This window comes from Streptomyces javensis (assembly GCF_039525925.1).
GTDB lineage: Bacteria > Actinomycetota > Actinomycetes > Streptomycetales > Streptomycetaceae > Streptomyces > Streptomyces asiaticus.
In genome coordinates this window covers 76,935-102,269 of the sequence record NZ_BAAAIF010000004.1, presented here as the reverse complement: position 1 = coordinate 102,269, position 25,335 = coordinate 76,935, and the positions used below count along the sequence as shown (strand labels likewise).

General features: G+C 70.6%; 23 protein-coding genes and 1 riboswitch. Of the genes, 8 read left to right on the top strand and 15 right to left on the bottom strand.

Annotation, left to right across the window (positions count from 1 at the left end; genetic code table 11):
* Window positions 1-76 precede the first annotated feature (76 nt).
* Window positions 77-589 carry a hypothetical protein gene (locus ABD329_RS05915; protein WP_198281061.1) on the top strand — a complete coding sequence of 171 codons (513 nt, stop codon included), beginning with the start codon at window positions 77-79 and terminating at the stop codon, window positions 587-589.
* A 46-nt stretch (window positions 590-635) separates the two neighbouring features.
* Here ABD329_RS05915 and ABD329_RS05910 read toward each other — a convergent pair whose 3' ends face one another.
* A complete protein-coding gene (locus ABD329_RS05910; protein ID WP_198281060.1) occupies window positions 636-860 on the bottom strand; it encodes a hypothetical protein in 225 nt (74 codons plus the stop codon).
* Complete coding sequence (locus tag ABD329_RS05905) at window positions 857-1,018, bottom strand: hypothetical protein (RefSeq protein WP_191065516.1); 162 nt, start codon at window positions 1,016-1,018, stop codon at window positions 857-859. The genes ABD329_RS05910 and ABD329_RS05905 overlap by 4 nt, the downstream gene beginning before the upstream one ends.
* Window positions 1,019-1,378: 360 nt before the next feature.
* Between ABD329_RS05905 and ABD329_RS05900 the strand changes: the two genes are divergently transcribed.
* Window positions 1,379-2,203 carry a Scr1 family TA system antitoxin-like transcriptional regulator gene (locus ABD329_RS05900; RefSeq protein WP_198281059.1) on the top strand — a complete coding sequence of 275 codons (825 nt, stop codon included), beginning with the start codon at window positions 1,379-1,381 and terminating at the stop codon, window positions 2,201-2,203.
* Complete coding sequence (locus ABD329_RS05895; RefSeq protein ID WP_198281058.1) at window positions 2,200-2,424, top strand: DUF397 domain-containing protein; 225 nt, start codon at window positions 2,200-2,202, stop codon at window positions 2,422-2,424. The genes ABD329_RS05900 and ABD329_RS05895 overlap by 4 nt, the downstream gene beginning before the upstream one ends.
* Window positions 2,425-2,452: 28 nt before the next feature.
* On the opposite strand, the gene ABD329_RS05890 is transcribed toward ABD329_RS05895, so the two are convergent.
* From ABD329_RS05890 to ABD329_RS05880, 3 genes are all read right to left on the bottom strand, one after another.
* Entirely contained in the window at window positions 2,453-2,965 is a 513-nt protein-coding gene (locus tag ABD329_RS05890; protein WP_198281057.1) for a hypothetical protein, read from the bottom strand.
* Window positions 2,958-8,216 (bottom strand): DUF6531 domain-containing protein, encoded by a 5,259-nt coding sequence (locus ABD329_RS05885; RefSeq protein WP_344316047.1) that lies wholly within the window; start codon window positions 8,214-8,216, stop codon window positions 2,958-2,960. Before ABD329_RS05885 ends, ABD329_RS05890 begins: the two co-directional genes overlap by 8 nt.
* Window positions 8,217-8,399: 183 nt before the next feature.
* A complete protein-coding gene (locus tag ABD329_RS05880; protein WP_198282047.1) occupies window positions 8,400-9,122 on the bottom strand; it encodes a DUF4386 domain-containing protein in 723 nt (240 codons plus the stop codon).
* Between the two features lie 89 nt (window positions 9,123-9,211).
* Here ABD329_RS05880 and ABD329_RS05875 point away from each other — a divergent pair, with 89 nt between their 5' ends.
* Both ABD329_RS05875 and ABD329_RS05870 read left to right on the top strand, forming a co-directional pair.
* Window positions 9,212-9,784 carry a MarR family winged helix-turn-helix transcriptional regulator gene (locus tag ABD329_RS05875; protein WP_246619174.1) on the top strand — a complete coding sequence of 191 codons (573 nt, stop codon included), beginning with the start codon at window positions 9,212-9,214 and terminating at the stop codon, window positions 9,782-9,784.
* A gap of 124 nt (window positions 9,785-9,908) precedes the next feature.
* Complete coding sequence (locus ABD329_RS05870) at window positions 9,909-10,475, top strand: Uma2 family endonuclease (RefSeq protein ID WP_198282048.1); 567 nt, start codon at window positions 9,909-9,911, stop codon at window positions 10,473-10,475.
* 60 nt (window positions 10,476-10,535) lie between these two features.
* On the opposite strand, the gene ABD329_RS05865 is transcribed toward ABD329_RS05870, so the two are convergent.
* Window positions 10,536-11,162 carry a TetR/AcrR family transcriptional regulator gene (locus ABD329_RS05865; protein ID WP_344316045.1) on the bottom strand — a complete coding sequence of 209 codons (627 nt, stop codon included), beginning with the start codon at window positions 11,160-11,162 and terminating at the stop codon, window positions 10,536-10,538.
* A gap of 126 nt (window positions 11,163-11,288) precedes the next feature.
* Between ABD329_RS05865 and mca the strand changes: the two genes are divergently transcribed.
* Window positions 11,289-12,203 (top strand): mycothiol conjugate amidase Mca, encoded by a 915-nt coding sequence (gene mca / locus ABD329_RS05860; RefSeq protein ID WP_214665250.1) that lies wholly within the window; start codon window positions 11,289-11,291, stop codon window positions 12,201-12,203.
* On the opposite strand, the gene ABD329_RS05855 is transcribed toward mca, so the two are convergent.
* The 3 genes from ABD329_RS05855 to ABD329_RS05845 form a co-directional block, all read right to left on the bottom strand.
* Window positions 12,160-13,017, bottom strand: a complete 858-nt coding sequence (locus tag ABD329_RS05855) for an RNA polymerase sigma-70 factor (RefSeq protein ID WP_198279229.1) — start codon at window positions 13,015-13,017, stop codon at window positions 12,160-12,162. The genes mca and ABD329_RS05855 overlap by 44 nt on opposite strands.
* Window positions 13,014-13,571: a carboxymuconolactone decarboxylase family protein gene (locus tag ABD329_RS05850; protein ID WP_198279228.1), complete on the bottom strand. Its 558-nt coding sequence runs from the start codon at window positions 13,569-13,571 to the stop codon at window positions 13,014-13,016. Before ABD329_RS05850 ends, ABD329_RS05855 begins: the two co-directional genes overlap by 4 nt.
* Window positions 13,572-13,808: 237 nt before the next feature.
* On the bottom strand, window positions 13,809-15,020 hold the full coding sequence (locus ABD329_RS05845; protein ID WP_309142819.1) for an FUSC family protein: 1,212 nt from the start codon (window positions 15,018-15,020) through the stop codon (window positions 13,809-13,811).
* Window positions 15,021-15,431: 411 nt separating this feature from the next.
* On the opposite strand from ABD329_RS05845, the gene ABD329_RS05840 reads away from it, so the two are divergent.
* The gene (locus ABD329_RS05840; protein ID WP_309142818.1) at window positions 15,432-15,560 is read left to right on the top strand and encodes an LPFR motif small protein; all 129 of its coding nucleotides are present in this window, start codon (window positions 15,432-15,434) and stop codon (window positions 15,558-15,560) included.
* 172 nt (window positions 15,561-15,732) lie between these two features.
* Here ABD329_RS05840 and ABD329_RS05835 read toward each other — a convergent pair whose 3' ends face one another.
* The gene (locus ABD329_RS05835) at window positions 15,733-16,308 is read right to left on the bottom strand and encodes a M48 family metallopeptidase (RefSeq protein WP_309142817.1); all 576 of its coding nucleotides are present in this window, start codon (window positions 16,306-16,308) and stop codon (window positions 15,733-15,735) included.
* A 118-nt stretch (window positions 16,309-16,426) separates the two neighbouring features.
* Between ABD329_RS05835 and ABD329_RS05830 the strand changes: the two genes are divergently transcribed.
* Window positions 16,427-18,586 (top strand): ATP-binding protein, encoded by a 2,160-nt coding sequence (locus ABD329_RS05830; protein ID WP_214665247.1) that lies wholly within the window; start codon window positions 16,427-16,429, stop codon window positions 18,584-18,586.
* On the opposite strand, the gene ABD329_RS05825 is transcribed toward ABD329_RS05830, so the two are convergent.
* The 5 genes from ABD329_RS05825 to gcvT form a co-directional block, all read right to left on the bottom strand.
* On the bottom strand, window positions 18,504-20,213 hold the full coding sequence (locus ABD329_RS05825; protein WP_309142816.1) for a hypothetical protein: 1,710 nt from the start codon (window positions 20,211-20,213) through the stop codon (window positions 18,504-18,506). The genes ABD329_RS05830 and ABD329_RS05825 overlap by 83 nt on opposite strands.
* A 108-nt stretch (window positions 20,214-20,321) precedes the next feature.
* On the bottom strand, window positions 20,322-21,704 hold the full coding sequence (locus tag ABD329_RS05820; protein WP_198279225.1) for an L-serine ammonia-lyase: 1,383 nt from the start codon (window positions 21,702-21,704) through the stop codon (window positions 20,322-20,324).
* Window positions 21,705-21,897: 193 nt separating this feature from the next.
* Window positions 21,898-23,163, bottom strand: a complete 1,266-nt coding sequence (glyA, locus tag ABD329_RS05815; RefSeq protein WP_198278396.1) for a serine hydroxymethyltransferase — start codon at window positions 23,161-23,163, stop codon at window positions 21,898-21,900.
* 26 nt (window positions 23,164-23,189) lie between these two features.
* The gene (gcvH, locus tag ABD329_RS05810; RefSeq protein ID WP_020868267.1) at window positions 23,190-23,570 is read right to left on the bottom strand and encodes a glycine cleavage system protein GcvH; all 381 of its coding nucleotides are present in this window, start codon (window positions 23,568-23,570) and stop codon (window positions 23,190-23,192) included.
* Window positions 23,571-23,760: 190 nt separating this feature from the next.
* Entirely contained in the window at window positions 23,761-24,888 is a 1,128-nt protein-coding gene (gene gcvT / locus ABD329_RS05805; protein ID WP_198278395.1) for a glycine cleavage system aminomethyltransferase GcvT, read from the bottom strand.
* Between the two features lie 170 nt (window positions 24,889-25,058).
* Window positions 25,059-25,169, bottom strand: a riboswitch (glycine riboswitch).
* Window positions 25,170-25,335 lie beyond the last annotated feature (166 nt).

Sequence of the window (25,335 nt, the reverse complement as noted above, 5' to 3'; positions counted from 1 at the left end):
GGACCGGTCCCGCACGGGCCGTGCCAGCGTGATCCCGCTGAGGAAGGCCCTCAGGTCGACCTACGGGAGCCGAGCCATGCGCGGGACACCCTCCACCCGACGACGCGACACACTCGCCGCCTCCGCCGCCCTCGGTGCGGCCGCCGTGCTGCTGCTCACGGGATGCGGTACCGATGACGAGCGCCCCGAGGCGTCCTCGGACAAGCCGAGCCCGGCCACGACGTCGGCGACCCCGAGCCCCAAGGCCCCTACGGCTCCAACCGCTCCTACGAGCCCGGCCACTTCGTCGGTTCCGCCCACCGACCACAGGCTTCCGGTGCAGGTCCCCTCCGACGCGAGTGACCAGGCCAAGGAGGACATGCTGGGCCTCCGCGCTCTTGAACTCCAAAGCGCCCTACGCGATATCGACCCCGCGCTCGGGTCCGCCGAGGACATCAACAAGGCCGGCGACCAGTGCTACGACCTCCGCCGAAAGGCCGCGAACCCCGACGAGAAAGCGGCCCGTCGCTTCAGCAGCGCCCACCACAAGGTGACCGTGTCCAACGGCAAACGCATCAACGCGCTGCTGCGCGAGGGCTACTGCTCCTGAGGAACCGCCGAGGCGCTCCGCGAGCGCCTCGGCGGACTCGACGGCTTCAGAAGGCCCCTTGCCCATCCGCCGGGAAACGCAGGGCCGCGACATCGGCCGTCCACTCGACCCCGCCTCGCTCCGGCCGGAGGAACGCGACGCGGTCGCCGGTCATGCGGTGTTCGAAGAGCAATTCGGCGACGCCGTGCACCGCCTGCACCACGCCGGTACGCCCACTGACCGGGTCGTACGCCACCTGGCCGGGAGCGGGCACTTGATGGTTGTGGTTCATACGGCTCGTCCTTCGGGCTGCCGGGGGATGTGGACGGTGTGGGCGGGGTGGCGTCGGCGTAGTACCTCGTAGTCGGTGGCCTTGCTGTGGTCCCCGGCTCGTCTGGCCTGTTCGCGCAGTGCCGCGTAGTGGCGGCAGGTGGGGCAGGTGTCGTTCAACGGTCACTCTCCGGTGTGGATGCGGGTGTGGGCGGCTGTTGGCGCCGTGCGAGGTCTTCGGGGAGCGCCCCGCAGAAAAGGACACCCGGAGTCCCTCCCGCCGACGGCTCGGCCGGGCCCGCCGAACTCCAGCCACGTCGCCGCGCCACGTCCCGCATCTCGCGGGTGACCCGTTCCGCGACGCGATGTCGGGTGGATTCGGTGATGTGTTCGGAGGGAAACACCATGGGGGGTTCTTCCTGACCTGGATGTGCCTTGCGAGCTTTAATCACTCTGTGTACTCCCAGCGTTGCCCTGCGGGGCCGCGCGCAACAGGGATCGGGGCACACCAAGAGGCTTGGGGTGAGGGGAGAACCACAGGTGAGTGAGGCCAAGGAAGGCCAGGAACCGCCCAGCGGAGCGGCGTTCTTAGGAGCCGAGGTGCGGACCTGGCGGATGCGGGCGGAGCTGAGCCAGCGGGAGTTGGGCTTGAAGGCCAACTACGGACAGCAATATGTGGCCAAGGTGGAGGCGGGGGAGCGCTTGGCCAGCCCCGAGTTCGCCGACGCGTGCGATCGGGTCTTCGGTGCGCCGGGCACGTTCGGGCGGCTTCGGGAGCGCGCCAGCCAGCATGGCTATCCGGACTGGTTCGTGCCGTACGTGCAGTTGGAGCGGCAGGCGGTGAGCATCCTGGACTACTCGGCGACGCTCATCATGGGCATGTTGCAGACGGCCGAGTACGGGCGAGCGGTGTTCCGGTCCGCACATCCTCGGGACGCCGCCGACCAGATCGATGCAAGGGTGGCCAGACGATTGCAGCGACGAGAGGTGATGGAGCGGGATGCGCCGCCGTTGCTGTGGTGCGTCCTCAGTGAGGCGTGCCTACGCAATGAGGTGGGAGGAAGGGAAGTGATGCGCACCCAGCTCGGCCACCTTGTAGCCGAAGCGGAGTCTCCGCACGTCACACTTCAGGTGCTGCCGTTCTCGGCCGGAGCACCTCCGGTGCCGGGAAGCTTTACCCTTCTGACGTTCGACGATGGACCGAACATTGTGTACGCAGATACAGCCATGGCGGGCCAGACGATCGATTCACCGGCAGAAGTGCAGCTCGCGACTGCCAGGTACGACCGAATCAGGGCTTCGGCTTTGTCGCCGGACGGTTCGCTGGTCGTGATCCGCAGACTGATGGAGGACTACACACGATGAACACCGCCCTCGACCTGTCCGGTGCTGAATGGGTCAAGTCCAGCTACAGCAGCGGCGACGAAGGCCAGTGCGTGGAATTCGCTCCCTCCATAGCCACCACTGCCGGTGTCGTCCCCGTCCGCGACAGCAAACACCCGGCAGGCCCCGCCCTCGTCTTCCCCGTGGAGGCGTGGACTTCGTTCACGAGCGCCGTGCGCAGCGGAGAGTTCCCGGCCAACTGAGGCGCTGCACCGGCGGCCTCGTCGTACGTTAAGGGTTGTCGTGTTGTCGACGTGGGGCATATCGAAGATCCAGCCTCTTAGGTCTGCCCCACGAAGCCGTAAGGAAGTAGATCCACCACACCGGGTTGATGAAATTGAACCAGTTCTTCCTGCTCTTCAGGTGCTTTTCCCAGTAGGTATCTTGCTCTTCGGTCGAGCCGGTGAGTTCGGCCGGGCAGTAGCCAAAAGTCGGAACAAGGTCCCGTACGGTGGGTGGCCGCCACAGGTGGAGAACGTAGACCATCCAAGCGCCATGCGATGCCGACAGCCCGGAAGGTCTTACATCGGTTCGTGCGCCGTGGCAGCAGACTTCTACCCCTCTTGACGCAAGACCGGGTCGCATGGAGCGCAGTGCTTCGAACACGTTGTCGCCCATGGCTGTGGCTTCAACGCCATGAGGTGATTCCAGGCGCAAGTGCCAAGGCCCGTCTCCCTCGACGGTCATCTTCCACTGCAACTCCTGGCCGTCGCGTCGCACATAGAGTGGAATTTCTTCATCCATGTCTGAACCCTGGGTTTTCTATGATTTCTCTTGTGGGCATGCCGTAGCGCCATCGCTCTGCGCGGACAATATTGCCATGGCCGACGCTCCTGAAAATCACTTCTCGTTCGGACGGGAATCCCGTTCCTCGAATGAAGGAACGAACCGCTCCGCCCAATGCTCGGTTCACGTCCACACCGTACCCGTTCCCGCGGATCTCATACACCCAGGTGCCGCGTCCTCGAGCCGATTGAGGAAAATTGGCGGCCTGGCTGGCGCTTTTGCTTGTTCCGACCCAGTTGGACGGGGTGTCGTGGAGCGCGTACTGGCCGATATCTTCGTTAGTTCCTTTCGGTGAGAACCCGTTTTTGAATATGTCGTCGGGGTGCCGCGTATCTCCCCGGAAGACCCGGCGCGGCTGAATCACAGCCCTTCGCCTGACCCCGAAATCGTTTGCGACCTCCTGACGGCATGGCCCTAGTCCTTCAGGGTCGACCGCCGTCAGGGGATTGTGGACGTAGGTCGCCGGGTTGGGGGCTGGGGCGAGGCCCAGGGGGTCGGGGGTTAGGTAGCGGGCGGAATCAGGGTCGTAGTAGCGGTGGAGGTTGTAGTGGAGGCCGGTTTCGGGGTCGAAGTATTGGCCGGGGAAGCGGAGCGGGGTGTACGCCGTGCTGTCGGCGGCCCAGGTCGTGGTGCCCCAGAGGGTGGAGCGGGTGTGCCACGCGATGGTGCCCGAATCGTCGATGAGTTCGGTGGGGGTGCCGACCAGGTCGGTGATGATCGCGAAGAAGCGGGCGTCGATCTCGCGTTGGGTGGTGGCTTCCGTGATGCGCTCGGTTTGGGCCACCGGGCGCAGGCCGTCGTGGTCCCAGGTGAGGGTGACCGGGTGGGGGACGTCCGGGGTGGTGGTGGTCTGTTCCACGAGGGTGGGGCCGTCCCAGGTGAAATCCGTTTGCTCCAGGACGCTTTCGCCGTCGGCCGCGAGGCGTTGTTTGGAGGTGCGGCGGCCGAAGGGGTCGTAGCGGTAGCGCCAGACCGTGCCGTCGGGGGTGGTGACCGATACCAGGCGGTCCTCGGCGTCCCAGGTGTAGCGCCAGGTATCCGGCTTGCGGGACGGGCGGGTCTTCTGGCGGAGGGTGAGGCGGCCCGCCTCGTCGTGTTCGTAGCGGACCGAGCCCGCGCCGGTGATGCGGGTGCCGGTGTAGGTGCGAGGGCCCGTCGCCTCCTCGGCGGGCCGCGTGCTCGGCCAGGTCGCGTGTGTTTGGTTGCCCGCCTCGTCGTAGGCGTAGGTCTCGGTCCAGCCGTGGGCGTGGACGGCCGTCACCCGGCCCGCCGTGTCCAGGTCGAAGGTGCGTCGGCCCGACAAGTGGTCGTCGACCGAGGTGAGGTGGCCGTCGGCTCGATAGCTGTACGCCCGGTGGACGGTGCCGGATGTGCCGGTCAGCGACTGCGTGGTCAGGCGGCCGAGCGGATCCCAGGCGTTGGTGAGGGTGAGGGCTTCGCCGATGCGGCGCGTGGTCTCGCGGCCCGCCGCGTCGTGTGCGGAGGCGAGGACGTGGCCCCCGGCGGTCAAGGAGGTGCGGTTGCCCGCCGCGTCGTAGGCGTACGTAGTCTCCGCCCCTGCCGGGGTACGGCGGGAGACGAGCTGCCCTGCCGCGTCGTAGGCCAGGTGCAGGGTGCGGCCGTTCACTGTCTCCGACACCATGCGGCCGACGCTGTCGTAGGCCCTGGTCAGCTCGGTGTCCGGGCCGGTGGCCTCGAGCAATTCTCCGGCGGGGCCCCAACGGAAGGTCGATACCCGCCCGGCGGCGTCCTGGGACACTACGCGGCCCAGCGCGTCGTGGACGTAGCCGGTGCGCTGGCCCAGCGGGTCGGTACGCGAGACGAGTTGACCAGCCGCGTCATGCTCGTAGGTCACCCTACGGCCGTCGAAGTCCGTCTCCGTCACCAGGCGGCCCGCCAGGTCGTACCCGTAACTCCACGTCAGCCCCTGCGGATTGGTGACCTTCGTCAGCCGCAGCGACGCATCGTGCTCGAACTCGTAGCGGACCCCGTCCGGACCCGTACGGGCGGCCAGCAGGTCGAAGTGGGTGTACTCGTACACCGTCGTGCCGCCGACGGGGTCGGTATGAGAGAGGCAGTTGCCCTCGCCGTCGTACGTCCAGGACTCCGCCGAACCGTCCGGCCCGGTGCGGCGCAGGAGTTCGCCCTCCGGGCTCCAGTCGTAGCGGGTCACCGCGCCCAGTGGGTCCGTCTCGGCCACGACGCGGCCGAACGGGTCCCGCTGGTAGCGGGTCGTGGCCCCCAGCGGGTCGGTGATCTCGACGGGGAGCCCGGCCCCGTCGCAGCGCACCCGGGTCGTCGCGCCCAGCGGATCGGTGACGGCGAGCAGACCTCCGCGCGGGTCGTAGAGGTAGCGGGTGGTGGCGGCGAGCGGGTCGGTGAGGGCGGTGCGGTTGCCCGCCGGGTCGAAGGTCTGCCGCCATACCGCGCCGCCCGGGTCGGTGACCTGTACAGGGTTGCCCTGTGCGTCCAGCGCCGCGCTGATCTCGCTGCCGTCCGGCCGGAGCACGGCCGTCAGATGCCCGTGCTCGTCGTAGCGGAAGCCGGTGGTGCGGCCCAGCGGGTCGGTTTCGGCGATCGTACGGCCCGCCTGGTCGTACGCCGTGCGGCTGACCGCGCCGGCCGCGTCGATCTCCCCGACGACCTGGTGCGCCTCGTCGATCAGATAGCGGGTGACCGCACCGTCCGGTGAGGTCAGGGTCGTGATTTTCAGGCCCGGGAAGTCCGGGTCGACTCCGTCGTAGCCGATCCGGAGGGTGTGGTGGCCGCCCTCGCCACCCTCGGCGATGACCCGGTCCCGCTCGTCGTAGGCGTAGGAGTACCAGCGGTTGTTGGTGTCGGTCCAGGATGTGACCCGCCCGGCCTCGTCGTAGGCGAAGCGCAGCGGCAGGCCCGAGGAGCCCGTGACCTCGGTGAGGTGGCCGTCGGTGTAGCCGTAGCCCATCACCCGTACGTCCCCCACCCACAGGCCGGTGATCCGCTCGTGCTCCGATGTCAGCCGCAGCCGGTAGCCACCGCTGTGGAGGATCTCCAGGGGTGTGCCGGACGGGTCGTAGGTGAAGGTGACGCGGTTGCCGTTGCGGTCGGCGATCTCCCGCGGGAGTGCCACCGTTCCGTCGCCGTACGGGGTGAAGGTGCGGACGAGTCCGGCGTCCGGATCGGTGACGGTGTACGCAACCCCGTCCGCCGTCCGTGCCAGCGGCCACCGCGGACCCTCCGCGGGCAGGACCGCGGCGCCGCCCGGCACCGGATGCGGATAGGCCAGCAGCAGACCGTCCTCGGTGAAGAAGACCACGCCCTCCTCGTCGGACTCCAGTCGCTGGTCGGCCGTCGAGGCCCAGGTCGGGCCGAACCACCGGCCGGCGCGGTAGCCGGAGTCCACCCGGCGGGAGAACACCAGCGGCAGCACACCCGGCAGTTCCACATCCGTCTGCGGCAGGAACATCCGCCCGGTCGCCAGATCCACCGGATCGGTGCGGCCGTGCCGCACCCGGTCCCAGGTACGGGAGAAGAACCCCCGGCCACGGCTCCGGAGCGCACCGCGCGCCCATTGCGTCGCCTCACGCGCCGCCAGCCTGGCTCCCACGCGTGAGGCGATCGGCGCCAGGGCGCGCGGGGCGAGGCCCATGAGCAGGGTCTCCGCCAGCCCTCCGCCCATGGCGAGCTCCAGCGGCAGCGCGTAGGGCATGGCGAACATGGCGAGGGTGAGGAGGAGGGGAAGGCCGACCTCGAGGAGCTTCTCCAGCAGGAAGCGGTCGGTGCCCAGGATGCGGTAGCCCGCCAGTGGGGCCTCGCCGTCGGCGATCGCCGACCAGCGGGACAGCAACAGGACGCCGACGACGAGCGAGCCCGCGCAGACGGCGATCCGGAACTGGACCAGGGCGACGGCCTCACCCAGCGGAGACGCGCTTGCCGCCCGGTAGCCGCGTACGGCGGAGATCAGGCGCCACAGGGTCAGGACCAGCCCGGCCAGGGCGACGCCGACCAGAATCCGCAGCCCGGTGCCCCCGGTGAAGTACTCCTGTAGATCCCTCGTGGACGGGAAGGAGCCCACCGCCAGATACAGCAGGGAGGGGACGGCCAGTAGCAGGCTGAGCACCAGGAGGACTTTCTCCTGCCGCGGCCAGCGGGGTCGCTGCTCCCGGGCCCGGCGCCACAGCTGCCGCAAGGTCACGCCGCGCCATGCCTCCTGGCTGTGGGTGGCGTCCATGTGGCGGGTCTGCTGGACGACCGACCCGCGCAGCGGCGCCAGCTTCTCCGCGCGGGTACGGGGGTGGGCCATGGCGTACAGCAGTGCCCGGCGCCGCCGGGCGTAGCCCAGGGCGATGATCCACGTGGCCGGAGGGCGCAGCAGGGCGTACCCGGAGAGAGCCTCGAGGGCGGTCCGGCCCTGGCGCTCGGCCGCCAGTACGGCGTCGGGCGCGCGGCGCCGACCCAGTCCGGACCGGCGCAGATCCCAGATCCACGCGGCGGCGAGGCACCCCAGGACGATCCACAGGCCCCACTCCCCGGCCAGCCGCTCCCGCCACTCCATCGCGGTGTGGTCGCCCTGGAAGGCCGCGGCGTAGTTGGTCACCCAGTGGATCGCCACCGCCCCGGCCAGCGGCACCAGTGCCGCGATCCGGGTCAGCGCGCGGGCACCGCACCACAGCAGGCCCACCGCCAGCCCGGCCAGCGCGCTGGCGAAGATGTGTACGTCATAGGGGAGTACCGCCCCTTCGACGACTTCGACGGTGCCGGTCGGTGCGGGAAACCAGCTGCCCACGATCTGCCCGGGGCCGGGAACATACGGCTGGTCGATCAGCCCCTTGGCGATCTGCCAGCCTCCCTCGTCCGAAGGAACGGCCTTGCCCGCGGACTCGGCGTACATCAGAAGGTTCTCCAGCAGGCTGAACCCCGCCCCGGCGGCCCCGCCCAGCACCACGAAGTCCGCCAGACCCCACTGCATCCGCCTACGCAGCGCCCACCCCGCGACCAGGAGCGGGGAGATCTTGATCAGCTCCTCCACCACCGGAGCCGTCGTCCACGACACCTCATCCATGACGGCCGACAGCGAGGTGCCCCTCGCGGTGGCCAACTGCCGCGCCACCACGAGCTCCAGCACCATCGAGAGCACACCGCAGCCGTACGCACCCACCCCGAAGGCGAGCAGCACCGTCGGCCACCGCACCGTCCGCACGGGCCAGGACAGCAGCAACAGCTGCACCACAGCCCATATCGATGCCGCAGCCATCCAGAACGCCACGCCCCGTGCCCCCTCAACGTCGCCGGTGATCCGTCACGCTAAGTCGAACAGCGGTCACGTACAAGGGAGTTCATGGTCAGGATGGCCTATGGACACGCCGAGGACCCGCGCTCTGCGCGGGTCCTCGGCGTGTCCGCGTGTCCACGCTCACTGGTGCCGGGACGGACGGGTGCGGGGCAGCAGGAACGCGGTGACGACCAGCCAGATGAGCCCGCCGAAGCGGACGACCGGCAGCAGGTAGCCGAACGGGTCGGCGATCAGCGAGAGCAGGGAGACCATGCCCGCGGCGGCCAGCGCCAGCCCGGTCCAGGTCAGCGGGCGGGGCAGCAGGCGGGTCATCAGGCCGGTCACCGAGACGCCGGAGACGAGCATCGCGAACGTCACCGAGTAGGTGACACCGCCGGACAGGAACGACAGGTCGGCCAGTGCGCGGGCCAGGGCCGGATCGGCGTCCATGGGCAGCCGCCCGCCGGCCCAGCCGAACAGCGCGCTGCCGCTCAGCGCCGCGGCCGCCAGCACCCCGCCCACCAGCGTGATCGCCGAGCCCGGTGCGGTGATGCCCAGCGCCCGCAGCCGCCGGTAGAGCACCGCCGCCAGCAGCGCCAGCGGCGTGGCCGAGGCGAGGAGCAGGAGCGAACCCAGCTCGATGGCGGTGCCGTTGTCCCGCGCGTACCGCAGGACCTCCTTGCCGGAGGCGTCGGGGCGTGGGGTCGAGCTGTTGACGACGACGTAGCCGATGGTCAGGGCGGTGAACGCGAGCACGGGCGCCAGCAGCGGAGGCCCGCCCTGCGGGCGACGGCCCGGGGTGTGCTCGCCGGGGGCGGTCCGGGTGGAAGGGGCGGCGGACGTCTGGGGGGTCGTGCTGGACATGGCTTTCTCCTCCGTTGGTCGGTCAGGCGACCGACACGGAAGATAATGATTACAAGTCGAAACGATTGTCAAGCGGCTATGATGCCCGCATGGGAATGACCAATGAAGGTGAACGGCCACCGGGCCCGGCCCCGACCGGTGCCGCCTTCCTGCTCGCCCAGCTCGGCGCCCACGCCGCCGGGCTGTTCGCCGAACGCCTCGCCGAGCTGGACCTGACCCCGCCGCAGAGCGGCCTGCTCCGGCTGCTGGCCGACTCGCCGGGCCGCAGCCAGCGAGAGCTCGCCGACGACCTGGGCATGCCACCGAGCCGGTTCGTCGCGTTCGCCGACGAGCTGGAGGAGCGCGGGCTGATCGAGCGCCGCAGAAACCCCGCCGACCGGCGCCTGTACGCGGTTCATCTGACCGATGAGGGCGGGAAGTTGCTGGAAGGGCTGCGGAAGGTGGGCGCGGAGCACGAGCGCCTGATGACCGATGGCCTCTCGGAGCAGGAGCGGAATCAACTGACCGGTCTCCTGCGGCGCCTGGCGGCCCGCCAGGGCCTCAGCCCCGGCGTCCACCCCGGCTTCCGCTCGATGCGCGCCGACCGTGCCGGCCGCCGGGGAGGCCGCCAGAAGGGGATGTCCGCCGACGCGCTCGAAGACGTGGAGACCCGTGAATCGTGACGGGACAGCGGACGCGGGTCGGCGGGCCCCTGCGCTGGGGCCGTGCGTCCGGGGCAGGGGGCGCACGGCCCCGGTACGCTGAGCCCAGCGGCACACCCGTCGCGCGGGATCGGGGAGGTGAGTCATGACCGCTGAGATGGTCGCTCCGGCGTGGATGCATGAGCAGATCACGGCTGAGCAGTACGACTCCTGGTCCGAGGAGCAGTGCGCGGGCATTGAGATCGTGGACGGGATGGTCGTGGTGAGCCCCAGTGCGTCGAAGCGGCACAACCGCCTGGCTCGGATCCTGGCCAACGCCCTGGAAGACGCCGCAGGCCCTGACTGGAATGCCGATACGGACTTCGATGTCCGGCTACAGGACGTGCCGCTCACCAATCGTCGTCCGGACGTGGTCGTGTATCGCGCGGAAACGATCGACGTCACGCCCACCCGCCCCGAGCATGTGCTGCTGGTCGCCGAGGTGGTGTCGCCCGGTTCGGAGACCACCGACCGCGTGGTGAAGGTGGACCAGTACGCCAAGGCCGGCATCGCCTTCTACTGGCGGATCGAGCAGGCGGCCACCGGCGTCCCGCTCGTCTACACCTACGTCCTCGACCCCGCGACGAAGACCTACCGGGAGGGAGACGTCTTCACCGGTGTGGTGAAGGTCGCGGCTCCGTTTCCGGTGCGGGTCGATCTCGGTCAGCTCTGACGGGTCGGCGCACCGCGTAGTCGCCTCACGGGTCAGCGCACCGCGTAGTCGCCTGACGGGTCAGCGCACCGCGTAGTCGCCCAAGGACGGCTCCAGCAGGGCGAAGACCTTCTCGGCTGAGTGGGTTGCCGCGGTGGCGACCTCCTCGGTGGGGTGGCCTGCGCGGGTGAGGGTCTGGACGTGGTGGAACAGGGTGCGGTGGGCGGCGGTGAGGAGGGCGGCGGCGGCTCGGGGGGTGGGGTCGTCGGGTGTGGCCGCGGTGGCGGTGGTGAGTGTGTCCGCCAGGGCCTCTTCGCGTTGGTCGTGGAGTTCGCGGAGTCTCGCGGTCAGGGTGGGGCTGTCGGCGAGCATGCGGGCGAACTCCGGGCTGGAGAAGCCCGCGACAGGGTCGTGACGCTCGACGGCGGCCAGGTGTGCGCGGCGCAGCGCATGCAGGGCCGATTCGCCGGTCGGGCGGCCCTCGACCGTCCGGGCCAGGGCGGTGGTGATGGTCTCGTGGTAGTCGAGGGCCAGGTCTTCCTTGCGCGGGAAGTAGTTCGTGACCGTCATCTTGGCCACCTGGGCGGCCGTCGCGATCTCGGCGATGGTCACCGCCTCGAAGCCGCGCTCCATGAAGAGCCGGGTCGCGGTGTCGGAGATCATCTGGCGCGTCTGCCGCTTCTTCAGCTCGCGCAGTCCTGCTGTCATGACCCCCATCCTCGCATGGGCGGGTCTATTTTTTATGCTTGACCTAAATTTGTGTTCGGGCTAATTTTGCTGTTCGTCAGTCAGTCACCACGAATCATCTGAGGAGTGCGTTTGAACCTGCGTCTGATGAGCGTGCACGCCCACCCCGACGACGAGTCCAGCAAGGGCGCGGCCACCCTGGCCAAGTACGCCGCCGAGGGGGTGGAGGTGCTGGTGGTCACCTGCACCGGAGGGGAGCGGGGCGATGTGCTCAACCCCGCCATGGACCGGCCCGGTGTGCGGGAGAACCTCGCCGCGATCCGGCGGGACGAGATGGCCGAGGCCCGCAGGATCCTGGGGGTGCGGCAGCACTTCCTGGGGTTCGTCGACTCGGGGCTCCCGGGGCCGGGGGAGCCGCTGCCCGAGGGCTGCTTCGCGCTCGCGCCGCTGGAGGAGGCGGCCGGGCGGCTGGTGGGGCTGATCCGGAGCTTCCGCCCGCATGTGGTCGTCACGTACGACGAGACCGGCGGTTATCCGCACCCGGACCACATCAGGACCCATCAGGTGACGGTCGCCGCCTTCGACGCGGCGGGGGAGGCGGGCCGCCACCCCGAGGCGGGCGCGCCCTGGCGGCCGCTGAAGCTGTACTACCAGGGCGGCTTGTCACGGCCGTGGTTCCAGGCCCTGCACGACGCCATGACCGCACGGGGCATGGACTCGGGCATGCGGGAGGTGCTGGCCGAACTGCCCGAGACCGGGCTGGAGATCACCACGCGGGTGCCGTGCGCGGAGTACTTCGCGACCAGGGACCGGGCGCTGCTCGCGCATGCCACGCAGATCGACCCGAACGCCGGGTTCATGGTTCATGATCGTGACGTGGAGCGCGAGGTCTGGCCCACTGAGGACTATCAGCTGGTCCGGTCCCACGTGGATGTCGATGTCGACGTCGACGTGGACGGCGCGACTCCCGAGGACGATCTGTTCGCCGGGGTGCGGCGCCCCCGGCGCCCTCAGCGGCCTACGGCGGCGGCAGGTGCCGCAGCTTCTCCGGGTTGCGGATGATGCGGATCTCCGTGATGCGCCCGTCCTCGACCTCCGCACAGGCGACCGTGTCCGGGCGGCCCGCGACCGTGAGCAGCAGTCCCGGCCGGCCGTTGACGTCCACCGCGTGCACCTGGGGGTCGTCCATCGGCTGGGCGATGACGGCGGCGAGGAAGCGGGCGACCTTGTCCGCGCCCCGCTGCGGCCGGAGGGCGGCCTTCACCTTGCCGCCGCCGTCGCTCCACGCCGTCACATCGGGGGCCAGCAGCTCCATCATGCGGTTCAGGTCGCCGCCGAGACACGCGGCCAGGAACTCCTCGGTGACCTGCCGCCGCACCTCCGCCGGGGCGTCGTAACGCGGCCGGCGGGCCTGCACATGGGCCCTGGCCCGGCTGCCCACCTGCCGTACGGCCGCCTCGCCGCGGTCCAGCATTCCGGCGATCTCCCGGAAGGAGAAGCCGAAGACCTCCTTGAGCACGAAGACCGCCCGCTCCAGCGGCGACAGACTCTCCAGGACGACGAGCATGGCGAGCGAGACCGACTCGGCCAGCTCCACCTCCTCGCCGATGTCCGGCCGGGTGACCAGCGGCTCGGGCAGCCAGGGCCCGACGTACTGCTCGCGGGTGGCGGCGGCCGAGGTGAGCCGGCTGAGCGCGAGGTTGGTGACCGTACGGGTCAGATAGCCCGCCGGGTTCTCCACCGGCGTGGACACCTGGCTGCACCGCAGCCAGGCGTCCTGCACCACGTCCTCGGCGTCGGCGACGGAGCCGAGCATGCGGTAGGCGATGCCGAACAGCATCCGCCGGTGCTCTTCGAAGGTGGTCGTGTCGATCACGCCTGCGACGGTACCTCGCAGGCGTCCGAGAAGCCCTGGCTGGTCAGGCCGAAGGCGCTGTTGACGCGCGAGCGGTAGTTCTCCAGACCGACCATGGCGGTGAGTTCGACGAACGCCGCCTCACCGAGCCGCTCGACCAGGGCGGCCGCGAGCTCGTCGGTCACGCGCGGCTCGGTCTCGGTCATCGCCTCGGCGTAGTCCAGGACGAGCAACTCGAGATCGGTGAAGGCGTCCCGATGGTCGCGCCACCGCGGCACCTTGGAGATCTTGTCCATCGGGAGCCCGAGGTTGTCGGCCTCCCAGTGGCCGAAGTCCATGCACCACGAGCAGTTGATCCTGGCCGTCGCGGCCATGACCGCGAGGTGCTTGAGGCCCGGGTCGAGGCGGTTCCACTTGGCGGCGCCGCGCTCGGCCCGGACGTAGGTGAGCAGCACCCGCGGATTGTGGCCGGCGGCCAGACCGGGGTGGAGCACCTTGCCGTAGGTGCGCCGGGAGTACCAGGCGCCGATGCGGTTGAGCAGGGTGCTGGGCGGGGTGAGCGGGATACGGGCCATGGCGGGCTCCCCATCGTGTCGTACCTGTGGTGGCAATGGCTTGCGCAGGTACGACAGAACAGCCCGCCGGAGTGTGACATCCGGCGGGCACGGGTCCGCGAGCCGTTGCCGCCCGGTGGGTACCGGTGAAGGCGCCTCCACGGCCCGAACAGCGGTGACGGTTCCAGGGCACTCGTGCCGAAGCGTGCTCACCCGGCCCCCTCAGTCCGCTGCCGTCGGATCGTGGAGCCCGCCGCCCTACCCGGTCCGGTGCGTGTCCCCGGCGTGGTCCACCGTGTGCTGGACGACGTCGCAGGTGTGCTGGGCCTCCTCCATGAGCCGCAGGGCCTCGGCGAGGAGGATGCCGTAGGGGCGGGACGGGTCGCTCAAGGCGAGGTCCGTCCGCTGGGCGTTCTCGACGAGGCTGGTGCGCTTGTGCTGCGCGGCCTCCGCCGCCCGGCACAGCTCCGCCGACTGCTCGGTGAGGTGCCGCTCGTCGATCCGGCTCAGCTGCCGGGTGATCTCGCCGAGTGCCTCCAGCAGGTCCGCGTAATCGTGCAGGAAGCTGTCGCGGTCCGCCCCCGTTTCGTCGCCCGGCCACTGGTCCAGGGTGCGGGTCATCGAGGCGACCTGATAGGTCACCCGCTCCAGTGCCTCCAAGACCTGCCGGTAGCCGGAGAAGTCCCGGTTGCGGTGGCTGGGCAACAGCCGCCAGGGATTGTAGTACTTGGCTTCGACCGCCGTGTCGAGCGCCGAACGGGCCTGTCCGACGATCGAGGTCGTTTGTGCCGCCCGCGCACGCCACCGCCGCGTGCGCTCCTCCTCCAGCTCGCCCTCGCGCAAGGCGGGATAGACGTCGCCGATCAGATCGCACAGGGCGTGGGCGAGGTTACGGATGCCCTCTTCGGCGCCCCGGTACCGCATCGGCGGGAAGAGCGTCAGGTTCACCAGTACGCCGATCGCGCAGCCGATGGCCACCAGCAGGATGATCTGACCGAGCTGTTCGAGCCGCTGCGAATCGCCGGAAGAAGCGACGTAGGTGGAAAAGGCGAACAATGCGGCGGTCACCACCTGGTGGCCCTGTTCCCCGAGCCGCCGCCAGCGGCCGATCACCATCGCGATGAGCACCACCAGAACGAAGGTCACCAGATCCGGTCCGGCCAGGAAGCCGAGCGCCGCCTGCACCAGCACCCCCGCGCAGACCGCGCCGACGTAGCGCAGGGACTGCAACAACGACTGGTACACGGTGACCTGGATCATCAGGACGGCCGAGAACGGAGCGAACGCCGGTGACGCGGCCGCCATCAGGTCGTGTGCCACGTACCAGGAGAGGGCGGCGGCCAGCGTGCTCTTGCCGATCATGTCCAGGATGTGCCGCTCGTGCCCCGGGGAGCCCTTCGCCCGCGCCCACCACTGCTGGATCCGAGCCCCCCGGCCCGTCCCGGCCGGCTCCCGCTGATCGCCGCCCACTGCAACTGCCCTTCTGATCAGTCCTGTGTGACTCCGGGCCGTCGACGATCTCTCCCGGAAGGCGCCTCCGGTCGCCCTGGGGGTGATGTTCCCAGGAGCCGGACGTCATGGGGTCCTCCGGCCGTCCCGGGCCCGGTGGCGGCGGTGTGCCGCCTCCACTGCCCCACGGTGTTCCCGCACGGTCCGAAGGCCCGGGTGCCCGTGCGGGCGAGGCGGTGCCACGTCTACCCGCGGACCGGATTCTCATGCCCGGCCTCGGCAGGTCCGGCACGCCCCCGGCCCCAGGAGGGCGGGCCCGGACGGGGGCGGGACGAGGCCCGAAGGTTTCGACGGGAGGGATCGGGTCACCTGTCCGCTCCAACAGGACGGAACCACTCAGTCACGCCGTCCCGGATCGAGAAAGGTCCCATCGTGTTCAAGGCCATCGCTGATGTACTGCGCGCCATCGGAGGCGCTGTCGCCACTGTCGTCACCTTGCCCTTCCGCGCCGTCGCGCGCCTGTTCGGCGGGGCGTCCGCCAGTGCGCGCGGACACCACTGATGCCGGGCACGAGCGCCGGCCTCCTTCCCGCCCGGCGCTCCCCCCTTACGGGCGGTCGGCGGCGCCATCGCGGCCGGTCGCCCTTCGTCTGTCCCGGCTGATCGCGGATTGAGGGCGCGCCCTTCCCGTACCCGGTGGACCGCTGGTACCGGGGTGTACGACGACGCTGAGGTCATCGCCCGGCCACGTCACCCATCCATACCCTGCGGCCCATCTCGTCCAGCTCCGCCTTCCACCGGGCGTACTCCGGCATCGCCCGACCCAGCAGCCGCCAGTAGTCCGGGCCGTGCCCGGAGATCCGAACATGCGCCAGTTCGTGGGCGATCACGTAATCGATCAGGTGAAAGGGGAGCTGGAGCCGTCCTTGTGCCCAGCGCAGACCGGCGCGGGTGTACCAGTCCGCCAGCGCCCGCAGGGCCCGTGCGGGGTCGGCCGCGGTGGCCAGGTCCACGCGCAGACGGCCCGCGACGAGCCGTACGGGCGCTCCCGGATCGTCCACGTACAGCAGCCGGTAATCCCGGCCGAGATAGCGGTGGATCTCCCCGTCGGCCAGCTTCCGGGTGGGGTGCAGCGGCTGCCGCTCCTCACGCAGGCGCAATTTGTCGTCGACCCAGCGGTCGTTGGCGCGGGCGAACGCCTCCGCCCGCTCGGGCGGGCATGCCGGTGGGACCCGCACGATCAGCGCCCCGTCCCGCTCGACGGTCAGCCCAAGGCGGGTACGGCGCGCGCTGACGTGTACCTCCAGCACGCGGCCGTCCACCGACAGGGCTGGTGCCGCGTGCGTACCAAGGCAGCCGTGGACGAGGGCGCCGAGGCCGAATGGTTTTCCGGGGCGAGTGGCGCGGGGATACAGTCCGGCCAGGGACATGACCGGGACCAGGGGAGGGGCCGGTGTGATCGAGATCGTCACGGTGAGCGCGCTCACCGCATTCCTCGCGGCGGCGGGGAACGGCGCGGCCGGAGAAGTCGGCAAGCAGGTGCTCCTGTCGACGGGTGCGCTGGTGAGACGGACCCTGGGGCGGGAGACGCCGCTGCCGGTCACCGCGGAGGGGTGGGAGGCGCTGGCGCGCCAGATGCATCCGCGCCTGGGTGAAGACGGCCGACGGTCCGCCGAATGGGCCCTTCTGCTGCGGAGCCTGCCGGACGCGGCGGTCGGCCTGCGCACCGCGGCGGGACTGCCGCCCGCCACGCGGGACTTCACCGACCGCGAGTCCGTTCTCAAGCGGCTGAGGCGGGAGGCGACCCGCGCCGCCGACGGGCGGCCACGGGTCGCGCTGCTGCACGGTCCGCCCGGCATCGGCACCAGCGCGGTGGCCCTGCACTGGGGCGCCGCCCAGATCGCTCGGTACCCCGACGGGCAGTTCTACGTCGACCTCTCCGACGCCGCCGGAGACCACGGACCGGAACCGGCCGCCGTCCTGCTGCGCCTGCTGCGGCAGATGGGCGTCGAGCCCGAGCGGATTCCGCCGACCGAGACGGGACGTGAACAGCTTTATCGGCGGTTGACGGCAGGCCGCAGGACGCTGGTGGTGATCGACCACGCGTCTTCGGTCGCGCAGGTCCGCAACCTCATTCCGGCCACGCCAGAGGTGTTCTTGCTGGTGGTCGCGTCCGGCCCGCCGTTCGCGCTGGAAGCGGAGCGCATCGATGTCCCACCGCTGAGCGAGCGGGACGCGCTGAAGATGCTGAGGAAGGTGGCCGGGCCTGAGCGGGTCGCGCGAGCCAAGCCGCGGATGCCCGTCCTGCTGGACACCTGCGCGGGCAATGCCTTCGCCCTGAAAGCGGCGGCGATGCGCCTGCTAACCGATGAACCGCCCTTCCCGGATCCGCCCGACGAGCCCGCGAGGCACCATCCGGTGCACGCCATGACGCAGGACGTGTGTCGCCGTCTCGGGCCCGAGACGGCGCGGCTGTGCCGACTGACAGCGCTGGGCGGCTGGCCCGCGGTCGACGCCCGGCTGGCCTCGGACGCCGCCGCCGTCGCCGAGGAGGAAGCCGCCCGGATGCTCGCCGCGGCGGCGGACGCGCAGTTGCTGGAGCCGGCGGGGGACGGACGTTACCGCTTCCGGCCCGAGGTGTGCCGCCATCTGGCCGACGCCGCCGGCCTGGAGCACGGGATCCCGGAGTGCTTCGCGGCGGTGTCCCGGGTGCTCGACGGTCTGCTCGACCGAGCGCTGCACGCCGCGCACGCGGCCCTGCCCCAGAGCTGGCGGACCGAGCCCGCACCCGCGCAGGGCACTCCGTACGGTGACGAGGCCGAGGGCATGGCGGCCCTGCTGGCCGAGGCCGGGAACCTGGTACGGGCGGTCTCCGTGGCGGATGAGTACCAGCACATCGACACGGCGCTGCGAGTCGCCCGCGCGCTGTGGCCACTTCAGCTGAAGGCCGGACACTGGGACGAGGTGCTGCCCGCCCTGCGGATCGCGGCCCGGTGCGCCGACGAGCATCAGCCGCGTTCCCGCATGGCGGGCGCGCTGCACTTCCAACTGGGCCACTGCCTGGGCGAGATGGGACGGTGGGAAGATGCCGAGCACGCGGTGCGCGCCGCCGTCGCCTGCGAGCGCGCCGCGGGCCACTTACGGGGCGAGGCGTCGTCCGTGGAGTTCCTGGGCCTGCTGTGCTTGAACCGATGGCGGTACGAGGCGGCGTACGAGCGGTTCGTCGAGGCGGAGGGCGTCTACCGGCGGATCACCCCCGGCCAGGAGGGCGCGCAGGACCTGCCGCGCGCCCTCGCCTTGATCGGGCGTCACCAGGGACGTGCCCTGCGCGGCCTGGGGCGGCTGGCGGAGTCCCGCCTTCGCCTGGAGGCCGCGCGGGACTTCTTCGCGGAGCGGGGAGAGGCGTACAACCAGGCCCGTGCCCTCACAGACCTCGCCGAGACGCTGCACGACGCCGGTGAGAACTCCGAAGCACTGACGAAGATCGCTGAGGCTGAGCGCCTGCTCAGGCCGGAAAAGGCGACTCCGCATCTGGGCTACCTTGCCCGTCTGCGGCTGCGCTGCGAGGCGGCCGAGCGGGCGGAGTAGCGGGAGTCACCGTCACCGGGTGCACGCGGCCGGCCGCGCGCACCCGGAGCGTCGTCCCGCCCGGCGCCACCGCACCGCCGCCCGTCAGCCACGCGTACAGCGCGGAGGCGTAGGCCGTCGGATCGGCATCCGCTCCTGGGTCCGCCGACAGCCGCAGCAGGCCGTGGTCCCGGCTACGCACGGCGCAGTTGTGCGGGCCTGTCACATACACGGCGAGTGAGCAGTGCGGGTACCGGTGCAGCACCTCGGCAGTCCACTCCTCCGGGCCGCCCAGGCGGGGGTCGTCCGGCTGCCCCGCACGGAAAATCACATCAGCCAGTGTCAGGTCGCCGGGGTCCCGGGTGTCCTCATGTACGGCGAGGTGCCTCTGGCCGACCGTGTCGTACGGGTGCCCCGTGGAGCGTTCGATCCTGACGTCCGCTCCTCGTATGCGCGTACGGACATCCAGCGGAGCCGTACGCGCTGGGGGCTCGTACGGCGGCAGCGGCAGTGGCTCCAGCAGGGCGGGAGCCGCGGGCTCGGGCAGATCCATCAGCGTGTAGAAGAGTCTCCGCAGCAGTGCCGCCGACGCGCCCGGAGCCGAGCTGATGTACTCCGCCGGACTGGCGGTGGCCGATGGGCGGTGCCGGGCGAGCAGGCCCTCCAGTTGGTCTCGCAGCGGTCCGTACGGGTCGAGCCGAGGGGCCTGCCGGACGAACGCCGCGAGGGGTGCCTCCGGGGCCAGCCGGTCCTGCCTGGCGGACGCGAGCAGCACGGGGACGTCCAACGCCGCGGCGTAGTAGGACACCGCTCCGAAATCCCCCAGGACGACATCCGCCGCCAGCAGGGCCTGTCGCCACGCGTGCACGGGGTCGATCAAGGCCAGTCCGCTGCGGCGGGCCCGATCCAGCCAGACGCGTATCTGCCCCGGCCCGTGCCCGTACCAGATGTTCGGATGCAGTACGGCCGCCAGCCGATAGTCATCAGCCGGCAGCTCGGAGGCGAGCCGGGGGAGCAGGCTCGGCAGGATGTCCTGGTCGCCACCGCTTCCGAAGAAACCCTCGGGATTCCAGGTGGAGTTCAGTACGACGAGCCGCTGGCCCGGACGCACGCCCAGGGCGCGGCGGAACCGCTCCCGGTGGGGACGCCCGGCCAGCATGCGGTCGAAGCAGGGGTCGCCGGCGAGTACGGATGCTCTTTCGGCTTCCGGGCACACCCGCCGCAACCGCTCCAGCTGCTCAGGGTGCGAGAGGACGAGGCCGTCCACGAACGGCTCGCCGTTCGCCAGCAGCCACTCCGGCGACAGGCCGAATGTCGGTTCGTGGTTCGCGGATCGCGGATCGCGGATCGCGGATCGCGGATCGCCCAATTTCTTAGTGTATCCCACTCCATGCGACAAGATGGCCAATTTGCCTTTGATGTCCTGGAGTTGGCCGCCGAAGCTCGCGGCGATCGCCAGCGCCACCGGTGTCGCCGATGCCTGCTCCCAGGGCAGTACGGGCAGACCCAACTCCGCGAACAACTCGCCGATTCCGGCCTGAAACGCGGATGACTCCGTCGAGGTGACCAGGAGTTGTACCCGGAAGTCGTCGTGGAACAGCGGCAGCACATCCAGCAGACGGCCGGCGGAGGTGACGTTGTGCACCACCAGGAGTACCCGTCGGCTCGTCGCCCGGCTGGCCCAGAGATCCGAGTCCTCTCCGACCGGCACCCTTATCGCCGGGGCATCAGCCGATCCCACTCGCCGTTCCCTTCGTCAGCACTCGATGACGTTCACCGCGAGCCCGCCCCGCGCCGTCTCCTTGTACTTGACCTTCATGTCCGCGCCCGTCTGCTTCATCGTCTTGATGACCTTGTCGAGCGAGACATGGTGGCGGCCGTCGCCGCGCAGGGCCATCCTCGCGGCGGTGACCGCCTTCACCGAGGCCATGCCGTTGCGCTCGATGCAGGGGATCTGGACCAGGCCGCCGACGGGGTCGCAGGTGAGGCCGAGGTTGTGCTCCATGCCGATCTCGGCGGCGTTCTCCACCTGCTCCGTGGAGCCGCCGAGCACCTCGGCGAGGCCGCCCGCGGCCATCGAGCAGGCGGAGCCGACCTCGCCCTGGCAGCCGACCTCGGCGCCGGAGATCGAGGCGTTCTCCTTGAAGAGCATGCCGATGGCGCCCGCGGCGAGGAGGAAGCGGATGACGCCCTCCTCGTCGGCGCCCGGGACGAACCGGGTGTAGTAGTGCAGAACGGCCGGGATGATGCCCGCCGCGCCATTGGTGGGGGCGGTGACCACGCGGCCGCCCGCCGCGTTCTCCTCGTTGACCGCCATCGCGTAGAGGGTGATCCACTCCATGGCGCGGGCGCCCGGGTCGCCCTCGGAGCGCAGGGCGCGGGCGGCGGTGGCGGCGCGGCGGCGGACCTTGAGGCCGCCGGGCAGGATGCCCTCCTGGGACATGCCGCGGGCCACGCACGCCTCCATGACCTGCCAGATCTCCAGCAGCCCGGCCCGGATCTCCTGCTCCGTGCGCCACGCCTTCTCGTTCTCCAGCATCAGGGCCGAGATGGAAAGGCCCGTCTCTTGGGAGAGCCGCAGCAGCTCGTCGCCGGTGCGGAAGGGGTGGGTGAGGACGGTGTCGTCGAGCTTGATGCGGTCCTCGCCGACCGCGTCCTCGTCCACCACGAAGCCGCCGCCGACCGAGTAGTACGTCTTCTCCAGCAGCGGATGGCCCTCGGCGTCGTACGCGCACAGCGTCATGCCGTTGGCGTGGTACGGCAGGGAGCGGCGGCGGTGCAGGATCAGCTGGGAGGAGTCGTCGAAGTCGATCTCGTGGCCGGGGCCGATCTCGGCGCCGAGCAGCCGTAGCCGCTTGGTGGTGCGGATGCGCTCCACCTCGCCGTCGGCCGTGTCGACGTCCACGGTGCGCGGGGAGTTGCCCTCCAGGCCCAGCAGCACGGCCTTCGGGGTGCCGTGGCCATGGCCGGTGGCGCCCAGCGAGCCGAAGAGCTCGGCCCGGACGGACGCGGTGTGGGCCAGCAGGCCCTCGTTCTTCAGCCGGCGGACGAACATCCGCGCGGCCCGCATCGGGCCGACGGTGTGCGAACTGGACGGGCCGATGCCGATCGAGAAGAGGTCGAATACGGAAATGGCCACCGGGGGACTCCTTCGTCTGCACGCCGGGGGAAGCGTGTGCCCGCCGGGAAAGCGCGCGGGCCGTGCGTGGGTTGGTGCGGGTGGTGCGGGTTGGTGCGGGAGTTGCGAGGGTTGGTGCGGGTGGTGCGGGTGGTGCGGGTGGTGCGGGTGGTGCGGCGGGGGCGCGCCAGGGCGGGCGCGCCCCCGGATCCGGCTACTTGGACAGGTGCGCGTACAGCGGGTGCTTGTCGGCCAGGGCGGTGACCCGGGCCTTCAGCGCCTCCGCGTCGTAGGACGGCTTGAGCGTCTCCGCGATCACGTCGGCGACCTCGCGGAAGTCCTCCGTGGTGAAGCCGCGGGTGGCCAGCGCCGGGGTGCCGATCCGCAGACCCGAGGTGACCATCGGGGGCCGCGGGTCGTTCGGGATCGCGTTGCGGTTGACCGTGATGCCGACCTCGTGCAGCCGGTCCTCGGCCTGCCGCCCGTCCAGCTCGGAGTCGCGCAGATCGACCAGGACCAGATGGACATCGGTGCCGCCGGACAGCACGGCGACGCCCACCTCCCGGACATCGTCCTGGGTCAGCCGCTCGGCGAGGATCCTGGCGCCCTCCAGCGTGCGCTCCTGGCGCTCCTTGAACGCCGAGCTCGCCGCCACCTTGAAGGACACCGCCTTCGCCGCGATCACATGCTCCAGCGGACCGCCCTGCTGACCGGGGAAGACCGCCGAGTTGATCTTCTTGGCCAGGTCGGCGGTGGAGAGGATCACGCCACCGCGCGGACCGCCCAGGGTCTTGTGGGTGGTGGTGGTCACCACATGGGCGTGCGGTACGGGCGAGGGGTGCAGCCCGGCCGCCACCAGACCCGCGAAGTGGGCCATGTCGACCATCAGGTACGCGCCGACCTCGTCCGCGATCCGGCGGAAGGCGGCGAAGTCCAGCTGGCGCGGGTACGCCGACCAGCCCGCGATCACCAGCTTGGGGCGGTGCTCCTTGGCCAGCCGCTCGACCTCGTCCATGTCGACCAGACCGGTCTCTGCGTCCACGTGGTAGGGCACCACGTTGTAGAGCTTGCCGGAGAAGTTGATCTTCATGCCATGGGTCAGATGGCCGCCGTGCGCCAGGTTCAGACCCAGGATGGTGTCGCCGGGGGAGAGCAGGGCGAACATCGCGGCCGCGTTGGCCTGGGCGCCCGAGTGCGGCTGGACGTTGGCCGCCTCGGCGCCGAAGAGCTCCTTGACCCGGTCGATGGCGATCTGCTCGACCACGTCGACGTGCTCACAGCCGCCGTAGTAGCGGCGGCCGGGGTAGCCCTCGGCGTACTTGTTGGTCAGGACCGAGCCCTGGGCCTCCATGACCGCCGACGGAGCGAAGTTCTCCGAGGCGATCATCTCGAGGGTGGACTGCTGGCGGTGGAGTTCGGCGTCGACAGCGGCGGCGACGTCCGGGTCGAGCTCGTGCAGGGAGCTGTTCAGAAGCGACATCGAGGGTCCCGATCGAATAAAGAGGGTCAGTTTTCGGCGAAGGCGGTGTACTCGTCGGCGGAGAGCAGGTCCTCCGGCTCGCTCGTCACCCGCACCTTGAACAGCCAGCCGCCCTCGAAGGGGGCGGAATTCACCAGCGCCGGATCGTTCACCACGTCCTCGTTGATCTCGGTGACCTCACCGGAGACCGGCGTGTACAGATCGCTGACCGACTTGGTGGACTCCAGCTCACCGCAGGTGTCACCGGCGGAGACCGTGGAGCCGACGTCCGGGAGCTGGACATAGACGACATCGCCGAGCGCGTTGGCCGCGAATTCGGTGATGCCGATCGTCGACACGCCGTCCTCGCCGGCGGCCGACAGCCACTCGTGCTCCTTGCTGTACCGCAGCTGCTGGGGGTTGCTCATGGTCCGATTCTCCTGGATACGGGGGAGTGCTTGGGAAACGGGTCTTAGCTGGTGGGATGCGACGCCGAGGGGGTACGACGCCGAGGGGACGCGATGGGTACGACGCCGAGGGACCGTGGTGGACCGGCGCCCCGCTCGCGTCTGGGGGAGCTCGGCGACGGGCCGGGGCACCGCTCGCGCCCGGAGGAGCTCAGCGCTCGCGCTTGTAGAAGGGGAGCGCCACGACCTCGTACGGCTCCCGGGTACCGCGGATGTCCACGAAGACCCCCTCGGTGCCGGGCTTCGCGTACTCCGGGTCCACATACGCCATCGCGATCGGCCTGCCCAGCGTCGGGGACGGCGCGCCCGAGGTGACCTGGCCGATCGCCGAGCCGTCGGCGGCCACCACGGCGTATCCGGCGCGCGGCACCCGGCGGCCTGAAGCGATCAGGCCGACCAGGGTGCGCGGGGTGACGGTGTCGGCCTGGTGGGACGCGGCCTCCAGGGCCTCGCGGCCGACGAAGCCGCCCGGCTTGTCGAACTTCACCACCCGGCCCAGCCCCGCGTCGAAGGGGGTGGTGTCGGTGGTCAGCTCATGCCCGTACAGCGGCATGCCCGCCTCGAGGCGCAGGGTGTCCCGGCAGGAGAGACCGCAGGGGACCAGGCCCACCGGAGCCCCGGCCTCGGTCAGCGCCTCCCAGACCCGCTCGGCGTCGTCCGGTGCCAGGAACAGCTCGAAGCCGTCCTCGCCCGTGTAGCCGGTCCGGGCGATCATGGCGGGGACGCCCGCGACGGTGCCCGGCAGCCCGGCGTAGTACTTCAGCCCGTCCAGGTCGGCGTCGGTCAGGCGCTTCAGGATCCCCGGGGACTCGGGCCCCTGGACGGCGAGCAGCGCGTAGGCGTCGCGGTCGTCCCGCACGGTCGCCTCGAAACCGCCCGCCCGCCCGGTCAGCGCGTCCAGCACCACCTGGGCGTTGGCGGCGTTGGCCACGACCAGGAACTCCTCGTCGCCGAGGCGGTAGACGATCAGGTCGTCGAGGATGCCGCCCTCGTCGTCGCAGATCATGGTGTAGCGGGCGCGGCCCACGGCGAGCGCGGACAGCCGGCCGACCAGCGCGTGGTCCAGGGCCTCCCCGGCCTGGGGACCGATGAGAGAGATCTCACCCATGTGGGAGAGGTCGAAGAGTCCGGCGCGGGTGCGCACCGCGATGTGCTCGTCGCGCTCGCTGCCGTAGCGCAGCGGCATGTCCCAGCCGGCGAAGTCGGTCATGGTGGCGCCGAGCGCGCGGTGCCGCGCGTCCAGCGCGGTACGGCGTGGGGTGGGCGGGGCGTCGGTCACGATTCAGGCTCCAGGGGTCGGGGTCGCGCGACGGCGAGGACGGACGGCAAGGACGCGTGCGTCCTCCCCATCTGTCATCGGAACCTGAGAGGTTCGCCGTGACGCCCGTAAGGGGCCCGGCTTGCACCTTGGGTGGAGCCGCGCCCGCGCGGCCCGCTTTTCAGATCTGCCTCGTCCGTGCGGTATCGGGGCCTGAGAGATTCAAGGGAGGACTTGCTCCTTCGGCGCCCTGGACACCCGGCACGGATGCCAAGGCCCAAGGACTCTCCCGCGCGGATTCAAGCGGCCGGTATGGAGTTGCGCCGACATCATCGCATGTATGGCCGAGAAGGGAAGCCCCGATCCGACCGGGCTCCGGCCGTCCGGCCCGGGGCAGCCTTGCCCGACATTACCTTTTCTTGACACTCTGCGGGTACGAGCAGCGTTGACCGACCTGGGAGGACGATC